This is a genomic window from Streptomyces sp. NPDC001843, assembly GCF_042891955.1.
In the GTDB taxonomy this organism is placed as follows: domain Bacteria; phylum Actinomycetota; class Actinomycetes; order Streptomycetales; family Streptomycetaceae; genus Streptomyces.
This window is the reverse complement of record NZ_JBIATQ010000006.1, coordinates 111694-134311: the sequence shown is the minus strand read 5'-3', so window position 1 is coordinate 134311 and position 22618 is coordinate 111694. Positions and strand designations below refer to the sequence as shown.

The following is a 22618-nucleotide window of genomic DNA, read 5'->3' as shown; positions in this document are numbered from 1 at the left end:
GGACCCCCGTGACCAGACTCAGCGTCGAGATGCTGGCAGCGGACGCGCCCGCGCCGATCACCTCGGCCGGCCACGCCCAGCTCGGAATCGCCGTCCTGGTGGGCATCGCCGTCATCGTCCTGCTCATCACCCAGTTCAAGCTCCATGCCTTCCTGGCGCTGACCATCGGGTCACTGGCGCTCGGGGCGGTCGCCGGCGCTCCGCTGGACAAGGCCATCGCCAGTTTCACCACCGGTCTGGGCACCACGGTGGCCGGCGTCGGGGTGCTGATCGCCCTCGGCGCGATCCTCGGCAAACTGCTCGCCGACTCCGGCGGCGCGGACCAGGTCGTCGACACGATCCTCGCCAGGGCCGGGGGCCGGGCGATGCCGTGGGCGATGGTGCTGATCGCCTCCGTCATCGGTCTGCCGCTGTTCTTCGAGGTCGGCATCGTGCTGCTGATCCCGGTGGTGCTGATGGTCGCCAAGCGCGGCAACTACTCGCTGATGCGGATCGGCATTCCGGCCCTGGCCGGCCTGTCCGTGATGCACGGGCTGGTGCCGCCGCACCCCGGACCGCTGGTCGCGATCGACGCGGTGAAGGCCAACCTGGGGGTGACGCTGGCGCTGGGCATCCTCGTCGCCGTGCCCACGGTGATCATCGCCGGCCCGGTGTTCTCGAAGGTCGCGGCCCGCTGGGTGGACGTGCCGGTCCCGGACCGGATGCTCCCGCCGCGCGCGTCCGAGGAACTCGAGCGCCGCCCCGGCTTCGGCCCGACGCTGGCCACCGTGCTCCTGCCGGTCGTCCTCATGCTCCTCAAGGCGCTGGTCGACCTCGTCGTGGACGATCCGGCGAACACCACGCAGCGGGTCTTCGACGTCGTCGGCTCCCCGCTGATCGCCCTGCTCGCGGCCGTCATCGTCGGCATGTTCACCCTCGGCCGGCCGGCCGGGTTCACCAAGGAGCGGATATCGCAGACGGTCGACAGGAGTCTGATGCCCATCGCCGGCATCCTGCTGATCGTCGGCGCGGGCGGTGGCTTCAAGCAGACGCTGATCGACTGCGGCGTGGGCCAGATGATCCTGGACATATCCAAGGACTGGTCGGTCCCGGCGCTGCTCCTGGCCTGGCTGATCGCGGTGGCGATCCGGCTGGCGACCGGCTCGGCGACGGTGGCGACGGTCTCGGCGGCCGGCCTGGTCGCTCCACTGGCGGCCGACATGTCGACCACGCACACCGCCCTGCTCGTCCTCGCCATCGGCGCCGGCTCGCTGTTCTTCAGCCATGTCAACGACGCCGGGTTCTGGCTGGTCAAGGAGTACTTCGGGCTCAGCGTCGGCCAGACGGTCAAGACCTGGTCGGTCATGGAGACGATCATCTCCGTGGTCGCCGGCGGGCTGGTCCTGCTGTTGTCCCTCGTGATCTAGCGAGAGCCGCGTGATCCGGGAGGCCTCGCGCCGGTCCTCGGTACGGGTGGGTCAGGGGCGCCAGAGCGGATGCTCGCGCTCCGCCCACTGACGGCTCACCGTTCCCGTGCGCAGTCCCCGGCGGGCCTCGGGATCGCCCAGCGCCATCCCGATGTGGCCGCCGAGGACGATGCCGATGGTCAGGGCCAGCCAGTCGTGCACGAAGGTGGCGCTGGTGCGCCACACCAGCGGGGCGAGGTGGGTGAACCACATCATCAGGCCCGTGCCGAGCATCACCAGCGTCGCCCCGGCGATCCAGGCGGCGTAGATCTTCTGCCCGGCGTTGAACTTGCCCGCCGGTCGGGCCTCGGGCCGCCGGTCGCGGCGCAGGGCCGCGCGCAGCCAGACCCGGTCGTGCGGGCCGAAGCGGTTGAGGAAGCCGAGGTCGGCGCGGAAGGCGCGGGAGGCCAAGCCGAGCAGGACCGGTGCGGGCAGGGTGAGCCCGGCCCACTCGTGGATGCGGACGACCAGCTCGCGGCGGCCGACGAGGACGGCGAACTGGGGGATGTAGAGGCAGGCCGCGGTGAGGACGCACACGCCCATCAGCGCGGCCGTCGCCCGGTGCACCCAGCGCTCGGCCCGGCCGAAGCGGTGGAGCCGCGCGCTCGGCGGGGCGGGGGTCTCAGCTCGTAGGCTCATCGGTCCGTCCGTTCGAGCGGCCCACCCAGGCGTCGACGTCATAGCCCAGTTTCTCCCAGTAACCCGGCTCGACGCGGTCGGTGACGGTGATGCCGGAGAGCCATTTGGCGGACTTGTAGAAGTACATGGGCGCCACATACAGACGGACGGGGCCGCCGTGGTCGTGGCCGATGTCCTTGTCCTGCATGCGCAGGGCGACCAGGACGTCGGGGCGGCGGGCCTGGGCCAGGGTGAGGCTCTCGGTGTACGCGCCGTCGAAGCAGGTGAACCGGATCGCCTTCGCGCCCTCGCGCACGCCCGCGGCCTCCAGCAGGTGGGCGAGGCGGACGCCCTCGAAGGGGGTGCCCGGGACACGCCAGCCGGTGACACACTGCACGTCCTTGACCAGCCGGGTCTGCGGCAGGGCGCGCAGGTCGGCCAAGGTGTAGGTGCCGGGGTGGTCGACGAGACCGTCGACCTTGAGCCGGTAGTCGGCGGGGCCCTTGTGCGGGACGGAGGCGGTCACCGAGTAGTAGCGGAATCCACCGCCGTTCGGCAGGAGTCCGGTCAGGCCCGTCGGGTCCTTGCCGGACACCGTGCCGAGCAGGGACTCCATGCCGCGCTGCAGGGTGGGGGCGGCGAGCACGCCGAGGGCGCCCAGGCCCAGGGTGCCGAGGAAGACACGGCGGCCGACGGGGCGGCCCGGGTCCTCGGGTTGTTCGGGGTTCACATACTCATTCGAGCACTGTCGGCGCTCGCGGGGCCAGTGATCGCGGATTCCCGTCAGGGTTCCGTAATCACTTCTCACGCAGCTCTCATAGGCCGAGCACCCGGGTTCGGGCCGCGCGGAACGCGGTGTCCGGGTCACGGTCCGGGTAGCACCAGGGCGCGCGGGTGGCGTGCCGGCCGATCCGCCGGAACAGGGCCGCGGCTTCGGCGGTGCGGTTCTGGCAGGCCATGGCGTGGGCGAGGAAGTTCAGGTCGATGTGCCGGCGGGGGTGGTCGTCGTGCTCCCACTCCAGCCACCAGTCGAACGCGGCCCGCGTCGCCCGCCGGGCCGCGCCACCCGTCCAGTGGTCGCCGGCGGCCGGGTCGGCGGACTGCCGGGCGGCCGCGGCCAGTACGCGGTAGCGCTCGGCGCGGGCGACGACGGGCAGGAGGGCGAGCGGGGAGTCGGCGGGTGCCAGGGCGGCGGCCCGGTCGGCGAAGTCGTACACCTCGGGTACGTCGTGCAGCGGGTCGGGGCCGCGGTCGGTGCCGCGCTCGGCGAGCCGGGCGAGCATCAGGTGGTGGGCGTGGTGGTGCTCGGGGTGCCGGTCGCGCACCTCGTCGAAGACCCGGGCCACCGCCGCGTCGCTCCCGGTGGCCCGCTCCAGTGAGAGCAGGCCGAGCCACGGTGTGGGGTCGGCGGGAGCCAGGGCCGCCGCGTCACGGCAGGCCGCACGGGCCTGGCCGGACGACGCCCTGCCGCGCAGGGCGCGTTGGACGAGGGCCAGGGCGAGCAGCGTGGCGGCGTCGGCGGACCGGGGTTCGGCGATCAGCCAGTCGCGGGCCCAGGCGGCGCCGTAGGCGTCCTCGGCGAGGACGGTGAGCCGGTGCCCCCGGCGGTCCCAGTCGTCCCCGGTGCGCAGCAGCAGCGCGCGGGCGGCCTGGCGGCGGCCCTGCGCCAGGGCGGCGCGGGCGGCGACCAGTTCGGTGTCGTCGTGGGCGGGATCGAAGGCGAGGGCCGGTACCGGGACCGATGCGCGGTCCGGTGCGGTGTCCTGCCTGTCTCCGGGTCGCACGCCGGCGGGCCCGCGGTGCAGGGCGGCGATGTGGGTGGTGCCCCGGCGCGTACGGGCACGGCCTGGGGACGACGGGAGCGGGGACAGCGGGGGCCTTCCTCGGGGGCGTGGCTCTTCTGCGGCGGACGGGCGGGGCGCGGGCGGGCGAAATGCGGGCCGCCATCGGCCGATCACTCACAGTAAACCCTCAGTCAGTGGATTCCGTCAAGCGACGACGAGGTGTTGTTCGCTTCAACAAGCGTTTCTCAAGCGGCAGTTGTGAGCCGCTCGAGGTCCGCACACCGCTAGCGGGCATCGTGGCGCAGGTCATCGCTGTGGCGTGCGCCATGGCGGCACCGGTCCGGTCAACGGACCATGGCAGTACGGTCCCGCCGTCACCCCACTCCGGCCCGGCCACCGGGACCGAGTCAACTGTCCGGTTCCGGGTACTCCCAGGGCAACGTCGGCCCGGGAGCGCTACAGTCGGCGACTACGCACTCCGTGGCCCGGCCGGATGATCGAGGTACGCAGCGTGTCGGTTCTGGTTCTGATTCTCGCGGTGAGCGCGGCCTGTTGCCTGGGCTTCGGGTTCGTGCTCCAGCAGGACGCCGCCCAGAAGGCACCGCTCAGCGACTTCCTGTCGTTCCGGCTGCTGCTCGACCTGATGAGAGTGCCGACCTGGCTGGGCGGCATAGGGCTGATGGTGGCGGGCATGGTCCTCGGCGCGATCGCCCTGGGCCGGGGTGAGATCTCCCTCGTGGAGCCGCTGCTCGCCACCAACCTCCTGTTCGCCCTCACCCTGTCCCGGCACCGGACCAGACAGGTGCTGGGTCACCAGGGCTGGGCGGGCCTCGGGCTGCTCGCGGGGGGCGTCACCGCGTTCATCGTCGCCGGTCAGCCGCGCGGCGGGACCGCGGTCGCCGACCCGTTCCGGCACTGGCTGATCATCGGCGTCATGGTCGGTGTCGCCCTCGTGCTGACGACGTACGCCAAACGCTCCCGACTGAGCTGGGGCCCGGTCCTGCTGGCTTGCGCGGCCGGGCTTCTGTACGGCGTGCAGGACGCGCTGACCCGGGTGAGCGGGGAGCGCTTCTCCTCGGGCGGCTTCGCCGAGTTGTTCACCGGCTGGCAGCCGTACGGGGTGCTGGTGCTCGGTGTGACCGGGCTGCTGCTGGTGCAGAGCGCTTTCGAGACCGCTCCGCTGCGCATGTCGCTGCCCGCGCTCACCGCGACCCAGCCGCTGGCCGGGATCCTGTGCGGGGTGGGCTTCCTCGGCGACCGGCTGCGCACCGACACGGGGGCGCTGGCCTGGGAGGCGGCGGGGCTCGCGGCGATCGTCGTGGGGATCCTGCTGCTGGGGCTGCATCCGGCGATGCCGCGCGGCACGGCGGAGCAGGAGCCGGCGCGGGATCTGCAGCGGCGCTGACCCGGCCCGGCCGCCCATCGGTGCCGCCCTGCTTTCATGGGGTTCATGAGCGCTGACGAGATCCTCGACATCGTCGACGAGAACGACCGGGTCACCGGGCAGTGCCCGCGCGGGGAGGCGTACGCGCGCGGGCTGCGCCACCGCTGCGTGTTCGTCCAGGCCCGGGACCGCGACGGCCGGCTCTTCGTCCACCGGCGGACCCCGACCAAGCTGGTGTTCCCGTCCCTGTACGACATGTTCGTCGGGGGTGTCGTCGGGGCGGGCGAGTCCTACGACGACGCGGCGCGGCGGGAGGCGGAGGAGGAACTGGGGGTCAGTGGGCTGCCCCGGCCGTCGTTCCTGTTCAAGTTCCTCTACGACGACGGCGCCGGGCAGAGCTGGTGGTCGGCGGTGTACGAGGTCCGCTGCGAGACTCCGGTCCGGCCGCAGGTGGAAGAGGTGGCCTGGCACGACTTCCTGCCCGAGGCGGAGGTGGAGCGGCGGCTCGGTCAGTGGGAGTGGGTGCCGGACGGGCTGGCCGCGTACGAGCGGCTGAGGGCGTTCCGGGCCGCCCGGTGACACCCGGGTAGGGTCGTCGGCGTGATCGAGTTCGTACGGAACGTCCGGTTGTGGTTCGCGCCGGAGCAGGTGCGGGAGGAGGGCAGTACCCCCGACTACCGGTTCTCGCTGGCGAACGAGCGCACCTTCCTGGCCTGGCTGCGGACGGCGCTGGCGTTGATCGGCGGGGGCTTCGCGGTGGACCAGTTCCTGCCCGACCTGCGCTGGGGCTGGCGCGTCGGGCTGGCTCTGGGGCTGCTGGGTGCGGGGGTGCTGTGCTCGCTGCGGGCGGTGAACCACTGGGTGCGCTGCGAGCGGGCCATGCGCCGGGGCGAGGACCTGCCGGCCTCCCGGTTCCCCGCGGTGCTGAGCCTGGTCGTCGCGGTGGTGGCCGTCGCCATGGTCCTGGTCGTGCTGGCCGGGTGGGCGGGGTGACGGCCGGGCGGGACCCCGGGCTGCAGCCGGAGCGGACCCGGCTCGCCTGGCGGCGCACCACGCTGTCGTACGCCGTGGCCTCCGTGCTGGCGCTGAGGGCCGCGTTGCACGGCGGAGCGACGGCCGGCGGGCTCGTGGCCTGTGCCCTGTGCGGCGCGCTCTGGGTGGGCTTCCTGCTGGTCGCGCACCGCCGCATCCGCGCGCTCGCGACCCCGGGCGCCCGGACCGTCGCGCTCGCCCCGCGCCACGCCGTGGCGGCGGCGCTGTGCACGGTGGCGACGGCGGTGTGCGCCGTCGCACTCGTCGTCTAGGGCCTGACCGGCGGAAGGTCCTTGTCCGGACGGGTCTTCGGACGGGTCTGGACGGAGGGCCCGGCTCAGCCCTGGCCGGCTTCCGGTTCCTCGGACCAGTCGACCGTCACCACGATCTTGCCCCGGGTCCTGCCTTCCTGGTTCAGCCGGTGCGCGTCCGCCGCCCGCTCCAGCGGGAAGGTCTCGGACACGTGCACCGACACCACGCCCTGCTCGGCGAGTTCGGACAGACGGCCCAGGTCCTCCGCGTCGGGGCGGACGAAGCAGTAGCGGCCGCCGTAGCCCACCACGTCCGGGTCCGCGATCGACGCCATGCGGCCCTCCGGGGCGAGCAGGTTCGCGGAGGCCTTCAGGGTGTCGCCGCCGATGGTGTCGAACACCGCGTCCACGCCCTGCGGGGCGAGGGCCCGTACCCGCTCGGTGAGGCCGTCGCCGTACGTCACCGGTTCGCCGCCCAGTTCGCGCACGTAGTCGTGGTTGCGCTCGCTCGCCGTGCCGATGACCCGGGCCCCGAAGTGGGTGGCGAGCTGGACGGCGATCGAGCCGACGCCGCCGGCGGCCGCGTGCACAAGGACGGTCTCGCCCCGCTTGACCTCCAGCGCCTTGACGATCACCTGGTAGGCGGTGAGCCCGGCCAGCGGCAGGCCGGCCGCCTCCTCGTAGGTGAGGTTGCGCGGCTTGCGGGCCAGGGTGCGCACGGGGGCGGCGACGTACTCGGCGAAGGTGCCCCGGGAGAGGAAGTCCTCGCGGACGTAGCCGATGACCTCGTCGCCGACGGAGAACTCGGTGACCGCGGCCCCGGGCTGCACGACCACGCCGGAGACGTCCCAGCCGGGGACGACGGGGAAGGCGGTGTCCAGGAGGGCGTCCAGGTAGCCCTCGCGGCACTTCCAGTCGACCGGGTTGACGGCCGCCGCGCGCACCTTCACCAGCACCGAGTCGGGGCCGACCTTGGGATCGCGCACCTCGCCGTACTCGAGTACCTCGGGTCCGCCGTAGCGGCTGTAGTGGATGCCCTTCATGTCACAGACCCTCCGGGGTACTCGTGTGCCACGCAAGCGGAACGACCTGATATGGGGTTTCCGTGTGGCAGCCTGTGCGTTGTCACCGCCCCCCGTACCCCGGAAGTGGGGCGGCATGACGGCTCTTCCCGCGGCGTCGGCCTATCGTGGCACCGATCACGTTCGGCTCGACCACTGGACGGCATACCGACCGGTCGGCATCATGAGTCGCATCCTGTTCACCCTGTTCGTAGGAGCGACGCATGAGCCCCGACCACCCGCCAGGACTCGATCTCGACCGGTTGCGCGGCCTCCTCGACCGTGAGCGGCCCGGCCTGGTGACCGGCCCCCTGACCGGCCGGCTGATCGAGGGCGGACGGTCGAACCTCACCTACGCGGTCTCCGACGGCACCGCCAAGTGGGTGGTCCGCCGGCCCCCGCTGGGCCATGTACTGGCCACCGCGCACGACATGAAGCGCGAGCACCGCGTGATCAGCGCCCTGCACCCGACGGACGTCCCGGTGCCGCGCCCTGTGCTGCTGTGCGAGGACGAAGAGGTGCTCGGGGCGCCGTTCTACGTGATGGAGTTCGTCGAGGGCACTCCGTACCGCACCGCCGACCAGCTCGCCCCGCTGGGCGCGGAGCGCACCCGCAACGCGGTGTTGTCCCTGGTGGACACGCTGGTCGGGCTGCACGCCGTGGACCCCGCCGAGGTGGGCCTGGCCGACTTCGGCCGCCCGGAGGGCTTCCTGGACCGCCAGCTTCGCCGCTGGGGCAAGCAGCTCGACGCCTCCCGCAACCGTGAACTGGCCGGCATCGACGAGCTGCACGCCTCCCTCGGGCGGCAACTGCCCACCTCCCCCGCGCCCGCCGTGGTGCACGGCGACTACCGCCTCGACAACGTCCTGATCGGCGCCGACGACCAGATCAAGGCGATCCTCGACTGGGAGATGTCCACCCTCGGCGACCCGCTGACCGACCTGGGCCTGCTGGTGATGTACAGCCGGCCCCTCGGCATGCCCGAGTCGCCGGTCTCCACCACGGCCGAGGCACCCGGTCACCCCTCCCCGGCCGAACTGATCGAACGGTACGCCGCGCGTTCGGGCCGGGACGTCTCGGCCGTCTCCTGGTACACGGCGTTCGCCTGGTTCAAGCTGGCCGTGATCCTGGAGGGCATCCACTACCGGTACACGCTGGGCCAGACGGTCGGGCACGGCTTCGACCGCATCGGCGAGCTCGTCCCCGTCTTCATCGACCACGGACTGACCACTCTTCAGGAAGGCTGACGGCCATGGACTTCGCGTTCGACGCGCGCACGGAGGAACTGCGCGCCAAGCTCCTCGCCTTCATGGACGAGTACGTCTACCCGGCCGAGCCGGTCGCGGAGGAGCAGCGGGCCGCGCTGGCCTCGCCGTGGGACACCCCGGCCGTCGTCGAGGAACTCAAGGCCGAGGCGCGCAGGCAGGGCCTGTGGAACCTCTTCCTGCCCGACGCCGAGTACGGAGCGGGGCTGACGAACCTCCAGTACGCGCCGCTCGCCGAGATCACCGGCCGCTCCCCGCAGCTCGCGCCCACCGCGCTGAACTGCGCCGCGCCCGACACGGGCAACATGGAGGTGCTCACCCAGTTCGGCGACGAGCAGCAGAAGAAGCAGTGGCTGGAGCCGCTGCTCGCCGGTGAGATCCGTTCGGCGTTCGCGATGACCGAGCCCGAGGTGGCCTCCTCGGACGCCACCAACATCACCACGCACATCGAGCGGGACGGCGATGAGTACGTCATCACCGGCCGCAAGTGGTACATCTCCGGGGCGATGAACCCCGACTGCAGGATCTTCATCGTGATGGGCAAGACCGACCCGGACGGGCCGGACATCCGCCGCCAGCAGTCCATGGTGCTGGTCCCCCGGGACACCCCGGGTGTCACGGTCAAGCGGGCCATGCGGGTGTTCGGGTACGAGGACCACTACCACGGCGGCCACGCCGAGGTGGTCTTCGACCACGCGCGCGTGCCGGTGTCGAACCTGATCGGCGAGGAGGGCGGCGGCTTCGCCATCGCCCAGGCCCGGCTCGGCCCCGGCCGCATCCACCACTGCATGCGGCTGATCGGCATGGCCGAGCGGGCGATCGAGCTGATGTGCCGGCGGGCCGTCTCGCGCACCGCCTTCGGCAAGGCGCTGGCCCAGCAGGGCGTGGTCCACAACTGGATCGCGGACGCCCGGGTGACGGTCGAGCAGCTACGGCTGCTGGTGCTGAAGACCGCCTGGCTGATGGACACGGTCGGCAACCGGGGCGCCCACACGGAGATCCAGGCCATCAAGATCGCCACGCCGCGGGCGGTCGTCGACATCATCGACCGTGCGATCCAGCTGCACGGCGCGGGCGGTGTGAGCCAGGACTTCCCGCTGGCCGAGCTGTACGCGGGCGCCCGCACCCTGATGATCGCGGACGGCCCGGACGAGGTCCACCAGCGGTCGCTGGCACGGCGGGAGCTGAAGAAGTACCTGTGAGGCACGGGTAAGGGGCGGTCGCCACTGGCGACCGCCCCTTACATCTGCCCAGCTGCCGTCAGGGCCGCAACGCTCGCAGCAGCAGGTCCGCGAGGTGGTCGGCGACCTGCTGCGGGGTGAGCGGGCCGTCGGGGCGGTACCAGGTGGACAGGTGGTGGACCGAGCCGAAGTGGTAGTCCACCACGAGGTCGGCCGGGGTCGCGGTGGAGAAGACGCCCTCGCGCTGGCCCTCCTCGATCAGCGCACGGAAGCGTTCGTGGTAGCGCCGGCGCTCGGCGCGCACCTGCTTGTTCTTCTCGGGGCTCAGGTGGTGCATGGAGCGGAAGAAGATCATCGCGTCGTCGAGGTTCTCGATGGTGGTGACCACGACGTCGGCCGCGGCGCCCCGCAGCCGCTTCTCGATCGGCTCGTCGGCGTTCGCGAAGGCGTCCAGGCGCTCCTGCTGGAGGCGCAGCACCCGCGAGTACACCTCGTGCAGGAGGTCGTCCTTGGAGCCGAAGTAGTGGTACAGCGCCCCCTTGGTGACGCCTGCGGCTTCCACGATCTCCTGCACGGAGGTGCGGTCGTAGCCCTGCTCGGCGAAGAGCCGGGTGGCGGCGGCGAGCAACCGCTGCGGGACGGGGGTTCCGTCTCCGTCCGTCGTCCTGGGCACTGCCGCCACCTGCCTTTCTGTAGTTCTACTGACTGTCGTGCGCCCGGGAGCGCAGTTCCCGACGGAGGATCTTCCCACTTGCCGTCTTGGGCAGGTCGGGCAGGATCTCCACCTGGCGCGGGTATTTGTAGGCCGCCAGTCTCTCCTTGCACCAGGCGGCCAGTGCGTCGGGGTCCGTCTCCGCGCCGGGACGGAGGCTGATGTACGCCTTGACGGTCTCGCCACGATAGCCGTCGGGGACCCCGACGACGGCCGCCTCCCGCACTCCGGGATGGGTGTAGAGGACGTCCTCGACCTCGCGCGGCCACACCTTGAAGCCGGACGCGTTGATCATGTCCTTCTTGCGGTCGACGACGTAGAGCCAGCCCTGCTCGTCCATGAATCCGATGTCGCCGGTGCGCAGTTCGCCGCCGGGGAAGGTCTCGGCGGTGGCGTCGGGCCGCCGCCAGTACCCGGGTACGACCTGTGGTCCGCGGACGACGATCTCGCCCTGCTCGCCGAAGGGCACCTCGGCGCCCTGGTCGTCGACGATCCGTACGAATGTGTCGGGGCCGGGCACACCCACGGCCAGGGTCCCGGAGACCGGGTCGACGGGTGCCTCCCGGCCCGGCGGCACGCTGGCGCAGGGCGCGGTGCACTCGGTCAGCCCGTAGCCGTTGCGGATGTACGGCCCGAAGCCCGCCCGGAACTTCTCCACCAGCGCGGGCGGCAGGGGCGCGCCGCCCGAGGAGATGACCCGGAAGGAGGAGAAGTGGTCCGGGGTGACGTCCGGGTGGGCGGCCAGCGCCATGAAGGCCGTGGAGGGGCCGACCGTGTAGTGCGGCCGGTGCTCGGCGAACGCGTCCAGGACGGCCCCGGGCTCGAAGCGGTAGGCCAGCACCAGCGTGCCCGCGCTGTTCAGGCAGGCGCCGAACTGGCAGACCATGCCGGTGATGTGGAACAGGGGTGCCATCGCGAAGTAGACCGGCGCCTCGGGCAGGCCGAGGCCGGTGCTCTGCCGCTCGGCGTTGTACATGATGTTGCGGTGCGTGTTCGTGGCGCCCTTGGGGGTGCCGCTGGTGCCCGAGGTGTAACTGATCAGGGCGATGTCGTCCGGTGCCGCGTCGCGGTCCTCGGGTGCCTTGTGGCCCTGCCGGGCCACGGCCACCAGGTCGTCCGCATCCGGGACCTGGGGCAGCCGCTCGAAGGTGAGCACGCGCGCGTCGTCACGGGTCTGGAAGTCCAGCTCGCAGGCGGTGAGCACGATCCGTACGGGCGAGTCGGCGGCCGTGGCGCGCAGGTACGACTCCCAGGCCCGGTCGGCGCAGACCAGGGCGGTCACCTCGGCGTCCCGCAGGACGTGGGACACCTCGCCCGCCTTGTACATCGGGTTGACGGGGACGACGGTCGCGCCGGCCTTCCAGGCTCCGAGCACGGCGAGCGTGAAGTGCGGGGAGTTCTGCAGCAGGACGGCCACCCGGTCACCGCGTCCGAGGCCGCGGGCGGCGAGGTGACCGGCGACGGAGTCGCTGAGCTCGTCCACCTCGCGGTAGGTCAGCCGGGCGTCGAAGTAGGCGAGGAAGGTGCGGTCCGGCGTCTCCGCGACCGCGCGGCGCAGGGCGTGCACGAGGGAGTCGGCCGGTTCCACCGGGGCGCGCTGGGCCTCGTCGAGAAGGGCCAGCCAGGGCTTGGCGGCGTAACGGGACCCGGTCATCGGATCTCCTCCCACTTGCGCTGGATGTGGTTCATGCCGCCGAGCCAGCGGTCGGGGTCGGTGGCCCGCGCACGGTAGTACTCGGCGACCTCGGGGTGCGGCAGGATCAGGAAACGGTCCTCCTCGATGCCCCGGAACAGGGCGTCCGCGACGTCCTGCGGCTCGATCGCGGTGGGCCGCAGGACGATGTCGCCGGCGCTGCCGGTCGCGGCGAGCATGTCGGTGCGGACGCCCTGCGGACAGATCGCGTGAACCTTCAGGCCCCGGTGCCGGTAGGTCAGGGACAGCCATTCGGCGAAGGCGTACGCGCCGTGCTTGGTGACGGCGTAGGGTGCGGCGCCGATCATGGTGAGCAGGCCGGCGGCTGAGACGGTGGACACGAAACGGCCGCTGCCGCGCTCCAGCCAGTCCGGGAGCAGCGTGTGGGCCGCGCGGACGTGGGACATGACGTTGACGTCCCAGGAGGCCGCCCAGGCCGTCTCGTCAAGGGGTCCGGGGGCCTCGCCGCCCTCGAAGGCGACGCCCGCGTTGGCACAGTAGACGTCGACCGTGCCGCCGAGGGCCTCCTTGGCCTCGGTGACGACGGCCGAGGCGTCGCCCGGCACCGGGATCCCGCCGATCTCCGCGGCGACGGCCTTGGCCCGCTCCGGATCCAGGTCGTTGACCACGACCCGGGCGCCCTCGGCGGCGAACCTGCGGGCCAGCGCGGCCCCGATGCCGCCACCCGCTCCGGTGACGACCACTCCCGCATCCTGCACGGCTTCCACCATCGGTCTCCTTCGACACGACGCGACTCGGCTCTGCCGCGCCAGACTAACCAGTCGGTATGTGTAAAAGGAAGGCTGGCCCGGTCACACTCGGCATGCGCCTTCCCCACGCACGGAGGTCACCCATGCGCCTGGCCAGACGGAGCCTTCTCGCATCGGCCACGATGGCAGCCGTACCCGCGGCACCAGTCACGACCGTATCCCGCCAGCCGGTTCGAACCGGGTTCGAGCGCCTCTCGGCCGACGGCTACACCCTCCTCTCCGGCCAGAAGGCCGGCATCGTCACCAATCCGACCGGCATCACCCGGGACACCCGCCACATCGTCGACGTCATGCACGCCGACCCGCGCGTAAGGCTGACGGCGGTCTTCGGCCCCGAGCACGGCTTCCGCGGCACCGCGCAGGCGGGTGGCTCCGAGGGCCGCTACGACGACCCGGCGACCGGGCTGCCGGTCTACGACACCTATCTCAAGAGCGGGCAGCCACTCGCCGACGTCTTCACCGCGTCCGGCGTGGACACCGTGGTCTTCGACATCCAGGACGTGGGGGCACGCTTCTACACCTACATCTGGACCCTGTACGACTGCATGGAGGCCGCCGCCCTAGCGGGCAAGCGGTTCGTGGTGCTGGACCGGCCGAACCCGGTGACCGGGCGGTCGGCGCTGGGGCCGGTGCTGCACCGGGAGTTCGCCAGTTTCGTCGGCCGGCAGCCCATCGCGCAAACGCACGGGATGACGGTGGCCGAGCTCGCGCGGCTGTTCGACGGGGAGTTCCTGGGCGGTCGGGTCGACCTGGAGACCGTACCCATGACGGGCTGGCGGCGGTCGGAGTTCCACGACGCCACCGGGCTGCCGTGGGTGCCGCCGAGCCCGAACATGCCGACGCCGGACACGGCGCTGGTCTACTCGGGGACCTGCCTGTTCGAGGGGACGAACCTGTCGGAGGGGCGCGGCACGACCCGGCCCTTCGAACTGCTGGGCGCGGAGGGCGTCGACGGACGGTGGGCGGCCGCGGCGAACGGACTCGGGCTGCCGGGCGTGCACTTCAGGGAGGCGTACTTCGCGCCGACGTTCTCCAAGTTCCAGGGCAAGACCGTCGGGGGCGTGCAGATCCACGTCCACGACCGGGGCGCGTACGACCCGGTGCGTACCGGGATCGCGCTCCTGGTGACGGCGAAACAGGTCTGGAGCGGCTTCGCGTGGCGGTCCGACAACTGGATCGACAAGCTCACGGGCTCCGCGCGGGTACGCACGATGATCGACGCGGGCGCGGGCACGGACGAGGTGGCCGGCGCCTGGCAGGAGGAGCTGACCGCGTTCCGGCGGGTGCGCAAGGAATACCTCTGCTACAACTGAGCCGCCGGGTATGGCCAAGTCTGTCCTCCGGTAGGACGATGCGCCCACATCGCACCACTTCGGGGGACGAGGGGGCCTGCCATGGCGGATCCTGGAATGACCGTGACGCCCTACTGGGAGCTGACGTTCGACGCGGACGGGGACGTGGACGGCCGGGAACGGGACCGGCTGCTCGCGGAGGTCGGGAGCCACGGCGTCCGCGACCTCATCGTCTTCTCGCACGGCTGGAACAACGACCGCTCGGGCGCGACCGCGCTCTACCGCCACTTCTTCGCACCGATCCCGCAACTGGCCCCCAAGGCCCGGATCGGCTACGTGGGCGTGGTGTGGCCGTCGATGCGGTTCTCGGACGAGCCGATCCCCGACTTCCCGAAGTCCGTGGCGGCCACCGAGGCCGAGGCGGCACCGCGCCCCGCCCTCGACAAGGACACCCGGCAGGCACTGCTGCGCACCTTCCCCGACCGGACCACGGTGATCGACCGGATCGCGGCGCTGCTGGACCGGCAGCCCCCCGGGGAGGCCTCACTGGCGGAGTTCGGGCGGCTGGTGCGGCTCCTGGTCGAGGTGGCGCCGGACTGCCCGCAGTCGCGGTGCGCGACGGACACGGCGGCGGACGGCGAACCCGGCATGCTCTGCGGGGACACGGCGGCGGCGTGCGAGGAGTTCGCGCAGGCACTGGCGGAGCTCGACTCCCCCGGCGCGGCGGAGGGGTTCTCGCTGCCCAATCCGTGGGACGGCGCGCGGGAACTGCTGCGCCAGGCGACGTACTACGCGATGAAGCGACGGGCCGGGACCGTCGGGGAACACGGGCTGGGCCCGGTGATCGGGCGGCTGGCCGGTGCGGCGCCCGGGGTGCGGGTGCACCTGGTGGGGCACAGTTTCGGCGGCCGTCTGGTGTCCTTCGCACTGCGCGGGCTGCCCGATGGGGTGAGCGCGGTGAAGTCCGTGACACTGCTCCAGGGGGCCTTCTCCCACTACGCCTTCGCGGCCGAACTGCCGCACGACCCGCAGGCGGCCGGGGCATTGCGGGGTCTGCAGGGGCGCATCGACGGTCCGCTGGTGTGCTGCTACTCCCACTTCGACGGGGCGCTCGGCACCTTCTACCCGCTGGCTTCGCGCATGGCGGACGACGCGCAGTCGGTGGCGTGCTTCGACATCGGGCGGGTGCTGGGCCCCAAGTGGGGGGCGATGGGGCACGACGGTGTGCAGGCGGTGCCGGGTACGCGGGCGCTGACCCTGGCCGAGGCGCTGGCCGGGCCGCTGCCCGGCTCGGGATGCGTGAACGTCGACGCGGCGGCGGTGGTGTGCCGCGGCGGGCCACCGGCCGGTGCGCACAGCGACATCGTGCATCCGGAGCTGGCCCGGGTGGTGCTGGCGGCGGGGCGCATCACCTGACCCCGCCGCCGGCCTACCGGGGTCACCGGTGGGAGGCGTACTCCACGACCTGCTGGAAGGTCGGGCGGTTCTGCCAACTGATCTTGCCGTGCTTGATGCCGCCCAGGGTGCGCTGGACGATGGAGTCGGCGCACCACTGGTCGCCCGCCGAGCACTGGTCGTCGCCGGGGTAGACCTGGGCCGCGGTCTTGCCGGCCGCCTCCTTCAGGGTGCTGATCAGGATGTCCCGGCAGGAGCCGAGGTCGCCGCCGCCGCAGTACTTCTGCGTGAGGCCGCCCTGCACGGACTCACCGAGCACCGCCCGGATGTCCTTGTCGACATAGCTCCACCAGCCGTACTGGAAGGAGCTTCCGGCGTGTGAGCCGGTCGGGCCGTGCCCGGCGGACGGGGCCTCGTCGACGGGCAGGTTGTTGCTGAACGCGGTGTACAGGTCGCTGCCGAGGTCGGGTTCGAACTCCGCCTTCGCCAGCAGCGGCCACCAGGCGTCCAGGATCCGGATGGCGTCGGCGTTGGCGTAGGTCTTCGATCCGGCCGACGTCTCGGTGCGCTTGGCTCCCGCGGTCACCCAGGCCTGGAGCTTGCCGACCGCCGCCGCGGCCGTGGAGTCCGTGACCGTGCTGCTGTTGACGACCTTCAGCAGCTTGGGCAGCACGTCCTCGGCCCGCAGGTCGGCGAGCGCGGCGTCCGCCATCGCCTTCACCAGCGCGCTACGGGTCACCCCGCCGGCCGCGACCAGCTTCTTCACCCGGTCCTCGAGGAGGTTGCCGCGGTGCACGGAGCCCTCACCCCAGGGGGCTGCGGTGTAGTCCTTGGCCTGCTTGTTGTTCCAGGAGATGTAGTAGTCCTGGTCGATCGAGTTGGGGTGGGCGGAAGCCGGGGTGTAGGAGGCCGTGTTGGTCGTCGGGTCCCAGTTCTTCCACTCGTACGCCGCCTGTCCCCACACCGGGAACTCGGCGTCGACGCCGGTCGCCCGTACCGGGTTGTCGCCGCTGTTGTAGTACGCGGTGTGCTGGGAGTCGGCGTAGAACCAGTTGAAGGTGTAGTTGATGTGCTGGGCCGCGCTCTGGAAGTCCGCCGGGCCCTTGACGAAGTCGGGGTCGTTCAGCATCTGGAAGCCGATGATCGAGTCGGCCTCGTGCAGGTAGGAGGAGCGCAGGGTGGTGTAGGCGACCTTCTTGCCGCCGACCGTGGCCCGGTACTGCACCGGCCCGTACTTGGTGCGCCACACCCGCATCGTGTAGGAGCCCGCCGCGGTGCCGTCGGCGACCGTCGGCTTCCAGGCGTTCGCCTGCTCCACCTTGTCCATGGCGGTGCAGGTGCCGTGGTACAGGTAGTGGTAGTCGTCCTGGCAGAGCTCGACCGCGTAGGTGTCGATGATGTCCTGACCGGAGGTCGTCGCGCTCCAGGAGTAGTCCTGGCCGCGGCCGAGCTCGACGTACATGCTCAGGCCGGCGAAGGAGGCGCCGCGGGCGCTGATGCCCGGGCCCTGGATCTCCTGGAGCATGAGGAGCTGCGGGGCGAAGTAGCCGGTCTGCGGGCCGAACACGGCGACGGGGTGGCCGCTCTTGGTGTACTTGCCGCTGACCACCAGGGCGTTGGACATGCCGCGCTTGGCCGAGCTCAGCGTCGTCTTCGCCGCCGTGGCGGAGGCGCTGGTGGAACTGGCGTTCGCGGCGCTGCCGGTACGGTCGTAGACCAGCGGTTCCTGGGTCACCGAGCCGGCGTCGGGCAGGGCCTCGCCCTTTGCGTCGTCCGGCTTGGACGCGTACGGGAAGCTCTCGCCGTTGTGGACGGTGAGAACCGCCTCGGGGTCGTTGCGCTCACGGAACGACTCCCAGACCTTGGTGCCCTCCGCCACGCCGTACTTGGACTGGGCGGCGATCAGGGACAGGGCGTTGTTGACCTCGCCGCCACCGCCCGATCCGAACAGCGAGCCGACGACCGAGGCCAGCGCCACCAGGTCGGTGATCTTGAAGTGGTCGATGGTGCCGGCGTTGGTGATCGAGTCCTTGTGACCGGTCAGGACGTACTCGCCGGGGAAGTAGCGGCCGCTGTCGGAGGCGTCGATGTAGGAGTTGATGCCGGCGAGGTACGCATTGGCGTCGGCGAGGGCCTGCTGGCCGCGGGCGCCGTTCCTCGCGACGGCGTTGTCGATCTGGGCCTGGAGGTCGGCCTCGGTGTAGGGCGCGTTGCGGTAGAACTCCTGCTCGAGGCCCTGGTTGGAGGCGGCGCCGCCCGCGAAGGTGGTCAGCTGGCCGCGGCCGACGTGCCGGAAGACGTCCATGAGCCACAACCGGTCCTCGGCGGCGGCGTATCCGGCGCCGAACTCGGTGCCGTATCGGGTGGTACCCGTGATGTGCGGCACACCTGTCTTCTTGTCGCGGACGATCGTCACGTCGCCGCGGCCGGCCGGCTTCTCGGTGGAGGCGACCTGGTCGGAGGACACGCCGAACGAAGCGTCGTTGAAGAACGTATTGATGGTGGAGTCGGTGAGAGCCGGGTAGCCGGAGGCCAGGTTGGCGTAGGGGCCGAGCTGGTCCTCCGCGTGACTGGGCTGGGTGCCGAACGCCTGGTTGAGCAGGACCTGGGCGAGGGTGGCGTTGCCGTTCTCGCCGGGCGGCAGGATGTCGGAACACTGGCCGCCGCAGTAGTCGTTGGAGGCCGTGGCCGCGCTGGCGGTCACCTGGGTCAGCGGGGACAGAAGACCGGCGATGAGGACGCATATGGAGGCCGACTTCAGGAACCCGTTGAGTCTGCGGGGAGTTCTCAGTCTGTCGAGTGTCGGGCGTGGGACGCGCCGGGCCATGGCAGCTCCTGGGGAGTGGGGGTGCGCAGACGTTACCGCCGGTATCCCCGCGAGTGAAGATGAACATGCGTCACTTTTTGGAGTCACCTTCGGGTTTCTTCTGGAGAGGTCAACCCGGGACGCCTTATGGGAGGGCATCGGAAAACGTATGGAGCCGGATCGGGAGTCGATACGTCTACTCGTCGACGTCGGTACGAGGACTCCGTATGACGACGCCGAAGTGACCGAAGTACAGGTGCAGATGTGACGGAGGTGCAGGGCGATGGCCGGTTTCCGGAGTCTGGCGAGACAGGTGCGGGACCCGCGGTGCGATCTGGCACTGCGGCGCTACTCGCTGCGCAAGTGCCTGGAGCGGTTCGCTCCCTACGGCCACCGGGCGACCTGGGACCATCTGTGCTCCCGGTCCGGGTTCGGCCCCGAGGACCGCTCTCCCGATCCGGCGCGGCTCGTGGCCGCGTTGGAGGAACTGGAGGAGGCACGGGCGGTCTGGCTGGCCTACGAGGTCGAGTTCGCCGAGCGCCGGAAGAAGGAGAAGCACGACGGGCTGCGCCGGCCGGGCAGCGTGGACGACTGGCACCGGCTGACCTGGGGCGGCTTCGGCGTCGCCTGGTGCGACGACCCCCGTGTCCACCCCGATGAACCCCTCGCGGAGGTGCTGCGACGGCTGATCGCCGCCCTGGAGCGCGAACCGGGCTCGTGCTGCCCGGTGTGCGACGGGGAGCGCCTCCTCTGGAAGTACGACCTGGACCACGAACCGTCGTCGGGTCCCGTCTGCACAGACTGCGGGATCCTCGTCCCCCGCCCCGTGCTCACACCCGAGGCCCTGGCGTACACCAGGCGCGGGCGGTTGCTGATGTCGGCCTGACCGAGCGGGGGTGCGCAGGGGGATGCCGTACCCCCCCTTGTGCGGTGGGGCGGTTGTCAGTGGTGAGCCGCACCATGGAGGCATGGTGCAGGTATGTCTCAACGGGTCCCGAGGGGGCTCCGACGGCGCGGGCGTGCCCTTGTCGCCGGAGGCGATGGCGGAGGCCGCGGCCGAGGCCGTCGCGGCCGGGGCCGGCGAGGTGCACGTCCATCCCAAGACGCCGTGCGGGCAGGACAGTCTGTCCCCGCGCGTGGTCGCGGCGACGGTCGACACGATACGGGCGCGGGTGTCGGTGCCGGTCGGGGTGACCACCGGCGCGTGGGCCGCGCCGGACCCGGCGGAGCGGCTCGCGCGGGTGCGCGGCTGGTCGGTGCTGCCCGACTTCGCCTCGGTCAACTGGCACGAGCCGGGCGCGGAGCGGATCGCGGCGCAGCTGCTCACCATGGGGATCGGTGTCGAAGCGGGCATCTGGTCCGGGACGGACGGCGCGGCCCGGTTCGCGGTGTCACCGCTCGGCCCGAAGATGCTGCGGGTACTCGCCGAGGTGACGGACCCGGACCCGGACACCGCCGAGACGTCGGCGCGTTCCCTGCTGTCCGACCTGGGCGAGGCCCACAGCCGCCCGGTGCTGCTGCACGGCGAGGAGGGCGGGACGTGGCCGGTGCTTCGGCTGGCGAGACGACTGGGGCTGGCGACGCGTGTCGGGCTGGAGGACACACTGTTGCTGCCCGACGGGCAACGGGCTTCGGACAACGCCGAGTTGGTGACCGCGGCACTGCGGATCCCCTGGGGGAGTCAGGGCTGATGCCGTCCGGGCCGGAGGCGGGGGGCGCCCCTGGCTCAGGCCTGCAGGCCGCGTCAGCGCCGGGGCGGCTCGGCCAGCAGACTGGAACCCACGCGCCGTTCACCGTACTGGTCGTCCGGGTTGGACAGCACGCATGTGTCCAGGGACAGGCATCCGCAGCCGATGCAGTCCGTGAGGTGGTCCCGCAGACGGTTCAGCCGGCGGATGCGCTCGTCCAGTTCGGAGCGCCAGGCCTCGGAGAGGCGCGCCCAGTCCTCGCGGGTGGGAGTGCGCTCCTCGGGGAGTTCGGCGAGGGCCTCGCGGATGGTCGCGAGCGGGATGCCGACGCGCTGGGCGGCGCGGACGAAGGCGACGCGGCGCAGGGTGTCGCGGGTGTAGCGGCGCTGGTTGCCCGACGTGCGGCGACTGTGGATGAGGCCCTTGGACTCGTAGTAGTGCAGGGCGGAGACGGCGGCGCCGCTGCGCGCGGACACCTGTCCGACGGTCAGCTCGTGGATCTTCTCAGGGATCTTGGGCACTCCTGAGAGCCTACCCACCCGGGCCCACTCCCCTGTCGTTGACATCGGTCCCGCCACCGACCATGCTAAGCAGTCGCTTAGGAAACCGGCTCCGTGACGTGAGAGGCCTGGACATGGCAGAACCGAGGATCTTCACCTCCCCCGACGAGCTGAAGGCGGCCGTGGGCGAGCAGCTCGGCCACACCGACTGGCTCGAGGTCGACCAGAAGCGGATCGACCTCTTCGCGGAGGCCACCGGCGATCACCAGTGGATCCACGTCGATCCCGAGAAGGCCGCCGCGGGCCCGTTCGGGACCACCATCGCGCACGGGTACCTGACCCTGTCGCTGCTGCCGCTCTTCGGTCCGCAGCTGATCAAGGTGGAGGGAGTGAAGATGGGCGTCAACTACGGGACGAACAAGGTCCGCTTCCCCGCCCCCGTCCCGGTCGGCTCCCGGCTGCGCGCGACCGCCACGATCACCGGTGTCGAGGACGTCACGGGCGGCGTCCAGGTCACCGTCGCCTTCACGGTGGAGCGCGAGGGCGGCGACAAGCCGGTCTGCGTCGCGGAGTCGGTGTCCCGTTACTACCTCTAGGCCCCGTCCGGGGCCTGCTTCGCGCCGACCATCCGCAGTACGAGGTCGGCGTACAGGGAGCCGACCTCCTCGGGCGTGCGCGGGCCGTTCACGTTGAACCAGCGGGCGACGTCGATGCACAGGGACAGCACCGCGAGGGTGGTGCCGTGCACGTCGAGCACCTGGAACTCGCCGGACGCGACGCCGTCCTCGACGATCCCGCGCACCTCCGCGTCGACCTGCCGGCGCAGCGCGAGGATCTCGGCCCGGGCGTCCGGCCCGAGCGCGTCCAGTTCGTACTGCACCACCCGGGCGGTCGTCCGCCGCCCGGCGTGCCAGCGGACGAAGGAGCTGACCGCGTCGGCGAGCCGCTCCGTGGCGCCGCCCTCGCCCCGGGCCGCCGTGCGCAGGATGTCCAGGGCCTTGTCGTGGCCGATCCGGCTGATCCGGTGGAGGAGCTCCTCCTTCGTCTTGTAGTGGATGTAGAGCGCGGCCGGGCTCATGCCCGCGCGGCCCGCGATGTCGCGGGTCGTCGTCGCGTGGTAGCCGCGCTCGGCGAAGGCCTCCACGGCGGCGACGAGCAGTCGCCGGGCCGCGTCAGGGGTGACCTCTTCCCACGGCTCGACCTCGCCGCCGGCCGTCTCCTCCGCCGTACTCATCGCTCACTCGCCCCTCTCGGTACCGGAGCTCTACCATACCGCCGAAGCTGAGCGAGCGCTTAGGGCCTGTCCGGCGGATCAGGTCGCAGGAAACGGACGGCGCCTCATCGGCGCTGGTAGCGGGGCGAATGGGGGTGCCCCCGCGCGAGCTTCGGCATGATCCGCCGGACAGGCCCTGGCGTGCCCGGTCACAGCTCCCGGAGCCGTCGCGGTCCGCTCAGAGCTTCTCGAAGGGGTCGTGCTCGGCGAGCAGCTTGTCCAGCCGGGCCTGATCGACCCGGCTCACGATCTGCCCGGCCTCCTGGCGGTCCCGGATCACCTTGGCGAGGGTGAAGGCGGAGGTGACGAGGTAGAGGACGGCGATCCCGAGGAAGCCGCGCACCCAGGCGTCGGCGTTCAGCCGGAAGATGCCGATGGCGGTCGCCGCCATGGCGATGGCGAAGGACGCGACGGCCTGGCCGTAGAAGGCGGCCGTACTCTGCTGCTTGACCGGTGTGTCACTCATGG

Annotated in this window: 23 protein-coding genes; 12 read left to right on the top strand and 11 right to left on the bottom strand. The window is 71.6% G+C overall.

Annotation, left to right across the window (positions count from 1 at the left end; all coding sequences use genetic code 11):
* Positions 1–8 precede the first annotated feature (8 nt).
* The gene (locus tag ACFYZQ_RS17160; protein ID WP_389147727.1) at positions 9–1406 is read left to right on the top strand and encodes a GntP family permease; all 1398 of its coding nucleotides are present in this window, start codon (positions 9–11) and stop codon (positions 1404–1406) included.
* Between the two features lie 51 nt (positions 1407–1457).
* Here the strand turns inward: ACFYZQ_RS17160 and ACFYZQ_RS17155 are convergent, their stop codons facing one another.
* The 3 genes from ACFYZQ_RS17155 to ACFYZQ_RS17145 form a co-directional block, all read right to left on the bottom strand.
* Positions 1458–2084, bottom strand: a complete 627-nt coding sequence (locus ACFYZQ_RS17155) for a cytochrome b/b6 domain-containing protein (RefSeq protein ID WP_389147725.1) — start codon at positions 2082–2084, stop codon at positions 1458–1460.
* Positions 2068–2793: a molybdopterin-dependent oxidoreductase gene (locus ACFYZQ_RS17150; protein ID WP_389147722.1), complete on the bottom strand. Its 726-nt coding sequence runs from the start codon at positions 2791–2793 to the stop codon at positions 2068–2070. The genes ACFYZQ_RS17155 and ACFYZQ_RS17150 overlap by 17 nt, the downstream gene beginning before the upstream one ends.
* An 85-nt stretch (positions 2794–2878) precedes the next feature.
* On the bottom strand, positions 2879–3847 hold the full coding sequence (locus ACFYZQ_RS17145) for a hypothetical protein (protein WP_389147719.1): 969 nt from the start codon (positions 3845–3847) through the stop codon (positions 2879–2881).
* A 511-nt stretch (positions 3848–4358) separates the two neighbouring features.
* Between ACFYZQ_RS17145 and ACFYZQ_RS17140 the strand changes: the two genes are divergently transcribed.
* Genes ACFYZQ_RS17140 through ACFYZQ_RS17125 form a run of 4 tightly spaced genes read left to right on the top strand, consistent with a single transcriptional unit; the run spans position 4359 to position 6535 of the window.
* Positions 4359–5252, top strand: a complete 894-nt coding sequence (locus ACFYZQ_RS17140) for a DMT family transporter (protein WP_389147716.1) — start codon at positions 4359–4361, stop codon at positions 5250–5252.
* 45 nt (positions 5253–5297) lie between these two features.
* Positions 5298–5810 carry an NUDIX hydrolase gene (locus ACFYZQ_RS17135; RefSeq protein ID WP_389147714.1) on the top strand — a complete coding sequence of 171 codons (513 nt, stop codon included), beginning with the start codon at positions 5298–5300 and terminating at the stop codon, positions 5808–5810.
* Between the two features lie 21 nt (positions 5811–5831).
* On the top strand, positions 5832–6224 hold the full coding sequence (locus tag ACFYZQ_RS17130; protein ID WP_388794922.1) for a YidH family protein: 393 nt from the start codon (positions 5832–5834) through the stop codon (positions 6222–6224).
* Positions 6212–6535, top strand: coding sequence for a DUF202 domain-containing protein (locus ACFYZQ_RS17125; RefSeq protein WP_389147712.1), 324 nt, complete (start codon positions 6212–6214; stop codon positions 6533–6535). The genes ACFYZQ_RS17130 and ACFYZQ_RS17125 overlap by 13 nt, the downstream gene beginning before the upstream one ends.
* A 65-nt stretch (positions 6536–6600) precedes the next feature.
* Here ACFYZQ_RS17125 and ACFYZQ_RS17120 read toward each other — a convergent pair whose 3' ends face one another.
* Positions 6601–7557 (bottom strand): NADP-dependent oxidoreductase, encoded by a 957-nt coding sequence (locus ACFYZQ_RS17120; RefSeq protein WP_389147709.1) that lies wholly within the window; start codon positions 7555–7557, stop codon positions 6601–6603.
* A 242-nt stretch (positions 7558–7799) separates the two neighbouring features.
* On the opposite strand from ACFYZQ_RS17120, the gene ACFYZQ_RS17115 reads away from it, so the two are divergent.
* Complete coding sequence (locus ACFYZQ_RS17115) at positions 7800–8822, top strand: phosphotransferase family protein (RefSeq protein WP_389147707.1); 1023 nt, start codon at positions 7800–7802, stop codon at positions 8820–8822.
* Positions 8823–8827: 5 nt separating this feature from the next.
* A complete protein-coding gene (locus ACFYZQ_RS17110) occupies positions 8828–10042 on the top strand; it encodes an acyl-CoA dehydrogenase family protein (protein ID WP_389147705.1) in 1215 nt (404 codons plus the stop codon).
* A gap of 58 nt (positions 10043–10100) precedes the next feature.
* Here ACFYZQ_RS17110 and ACFYZQ_RS17105 read toward each other — a convergent pair whose 3' ends face one another.
* From ACFYZQ_RS17105 to ACFYZQ_RS17095, 3 genes are read right to left on the bottom strand one after another with little or no spacing between them, the layout of a single operon-like run.
* Positions 10101–10694 (bottom strand): TetR/AcrR family transcriptional regulator, encoded by a 594-nt coding sequence (locus ACFYZQ_RS17105; RefSeq protein ID WP_388794936.1) that lies wholly within the window; start codon positions 10692–10694, stop codon positions 10101–10103.
* A gap of 25 nt (positions 10695–10719) precedes the next feature.
* Positions 10720–12387, bottom strand: a complete 1668-nt coding sequence (locus ACFYZQ_RS17100) for a class I adenylate-forming enzyme family protein (protein ID WP_389147702.1) — start codon at positions 12385–12387, stop codon at positions 10720–10722.
* A complete protein-coding gene (locus ACFYZQ_RS17095) occupies positions 12384–13157 on the bottom strand; it encodes an SDR family oxidoreductase (RefSeq protein WP_389147699.1) in 774 nt (257 codons plus the stop codon). The genes ACFYZQ_RS17100 and ACFYZQ_RS17095 overlap by 4 nt, the downstream gene beginning before the upstream one ends.
* Positions 13158–13279: 122 nt before the next feature.
* Here ACFYZQ_RS17095 and ACFYZQ_RS17090 point away from each other — a divergent pair, with 122 nt between their 5' ends.
* Both ACFYZQ_RS17090 and ACFYZQ_RS17085 read left to right on the top strand, forming a co-directional pair.
* Positions 13280–14509, top strand: a complete 1230-nt coding sequence (locus ACFYZQ_RS17090; RefSeq protein WP_389147696.1) for an exo-beta-N-acetylmuramidase NamZ domain-containing protein — start codon at positions 13280–13282, stop codon at positions 14507–14509.
* An 81-nt stretch (positions 14510–14590) separates the two neighbouring features.
* Entirely contained in the window at positions 14591–15904 is a 1314-nt protein-coding gene (locus tag ACFYZQ_RS17085; RefSeq protein ID WP_389147693.1) for a serine-threonine protein kinase, read from the top strand.
* 22 nt (positions 15905–15926) lie between these two features.
* Here the strand turns inward: ACFYZQ_RS17085 and ACFYZQ_RS17080 are convergent, their stop codons facing one another.
* On the bottom strand, positions 15927–18710 hold the full coding sequence (locus tag ACFYZQ_RS17080; protein WP_389147690.1) for a penicillin acylase family protein: 2784 nt from the start codon (positions 18708–18710) through the stop codon (positions 15927–15929).
* Positions 18711–18972: 262 nt separating this feature from the next.
* On the opposite strand from ACFYZQ_RS17080, the gene ACFYZQ_RS17075 reads away from it, so the two are divergent.
* Together ACFYZQ_RS17075 and ACFYZQ_RS17070 are read left to right on the top strand one after the other, a co-directional pair.
* On the top strand, positions 18973–19575 hold the full coding sequence (locus ACFYZQ_RS17075; protein ID WP_389147688.1) for a hypothetical protein: 603 nt from the start codon (positions 18973–18975) through the stop codon (positions 19573–19575).
* A gap of 82 nt (positions 19576–19657) precedes the next feature.
* Positions 19658–20380, top strand: coding sequence for a 3-keto-5-aminohexanoate cleavage protein (locus ACFYZQ_RS17070; protein ID WP_389147685.1), 723 nt, complete (start codon positions 19658–19660; stop codon positions 20378–20380).
* A 53-nt stretch (positions 20381–20433) separates the two neighbouring features.
* On the opposite strand, the gene soxR is transcribed toward ACFYZQ_RS17070, so the two are convergent.
* On the bottom strand, positions 20434–20898 hold the full coding sequence (gene soxR / locus ACFYZQ_RS17065) for a redox-sensitive transcriptional activator SoxR (RefSeq protein ID WP_389147682.1): 465 nt from the start codon (positions 20896–20898) through the stop codon (positions 20434–20436).
* Between the two features lie 113 nt (positions 20899–21011).
* Between soxR and ACFYZQ_RS17060 the strand changes: the two genes are divergently transcribed.
* A complete protein-coding gene (locus tag ACFYZQ_RS17060) occupies positions 21012–21473 on the top strand; it encodes a MaoC family dehydratase (protein WP_388794964.1) in 462 nt (153 codons plus the stop codon).
* Here the strand turns inward: ACFYZQ_RS17060 and ACFYZQ_RS17055 are convergent.
* Both ACFYZQ_RS17055 and ACFYZQ_RS17050 read right to left on the bottom strand, forming a co-directional pair.
* Complete coding sequence (locus ACFYZQ_RS17055) at positions 21470–22111, bottom strand: TetR/AcrR family transcriptional regulator (protein ID WP_389147680.1); 642 nt, start codon at positions 22109–22111, stop codon at positions 21470–21472. The two genes, ACFYZQ_RS17060 and ACFYZQ_RS17055, sit on opposite strands and share 4 nt — an antisense overlap.
* Positions 22112–22328: 217 nt before the next feature.
* Positions 22329–22616, bottom strand: coding sequence for a YiaA/YiaB family inner membrane protein (locus ACFYZQ_RS17050; protein WP_389147677.1), 288 nt, complete (start codon positions 22614–22616; stop codon positions 22329–22331).
* Positions 22617–22618 lie beyond the last annotated feature (2 nt).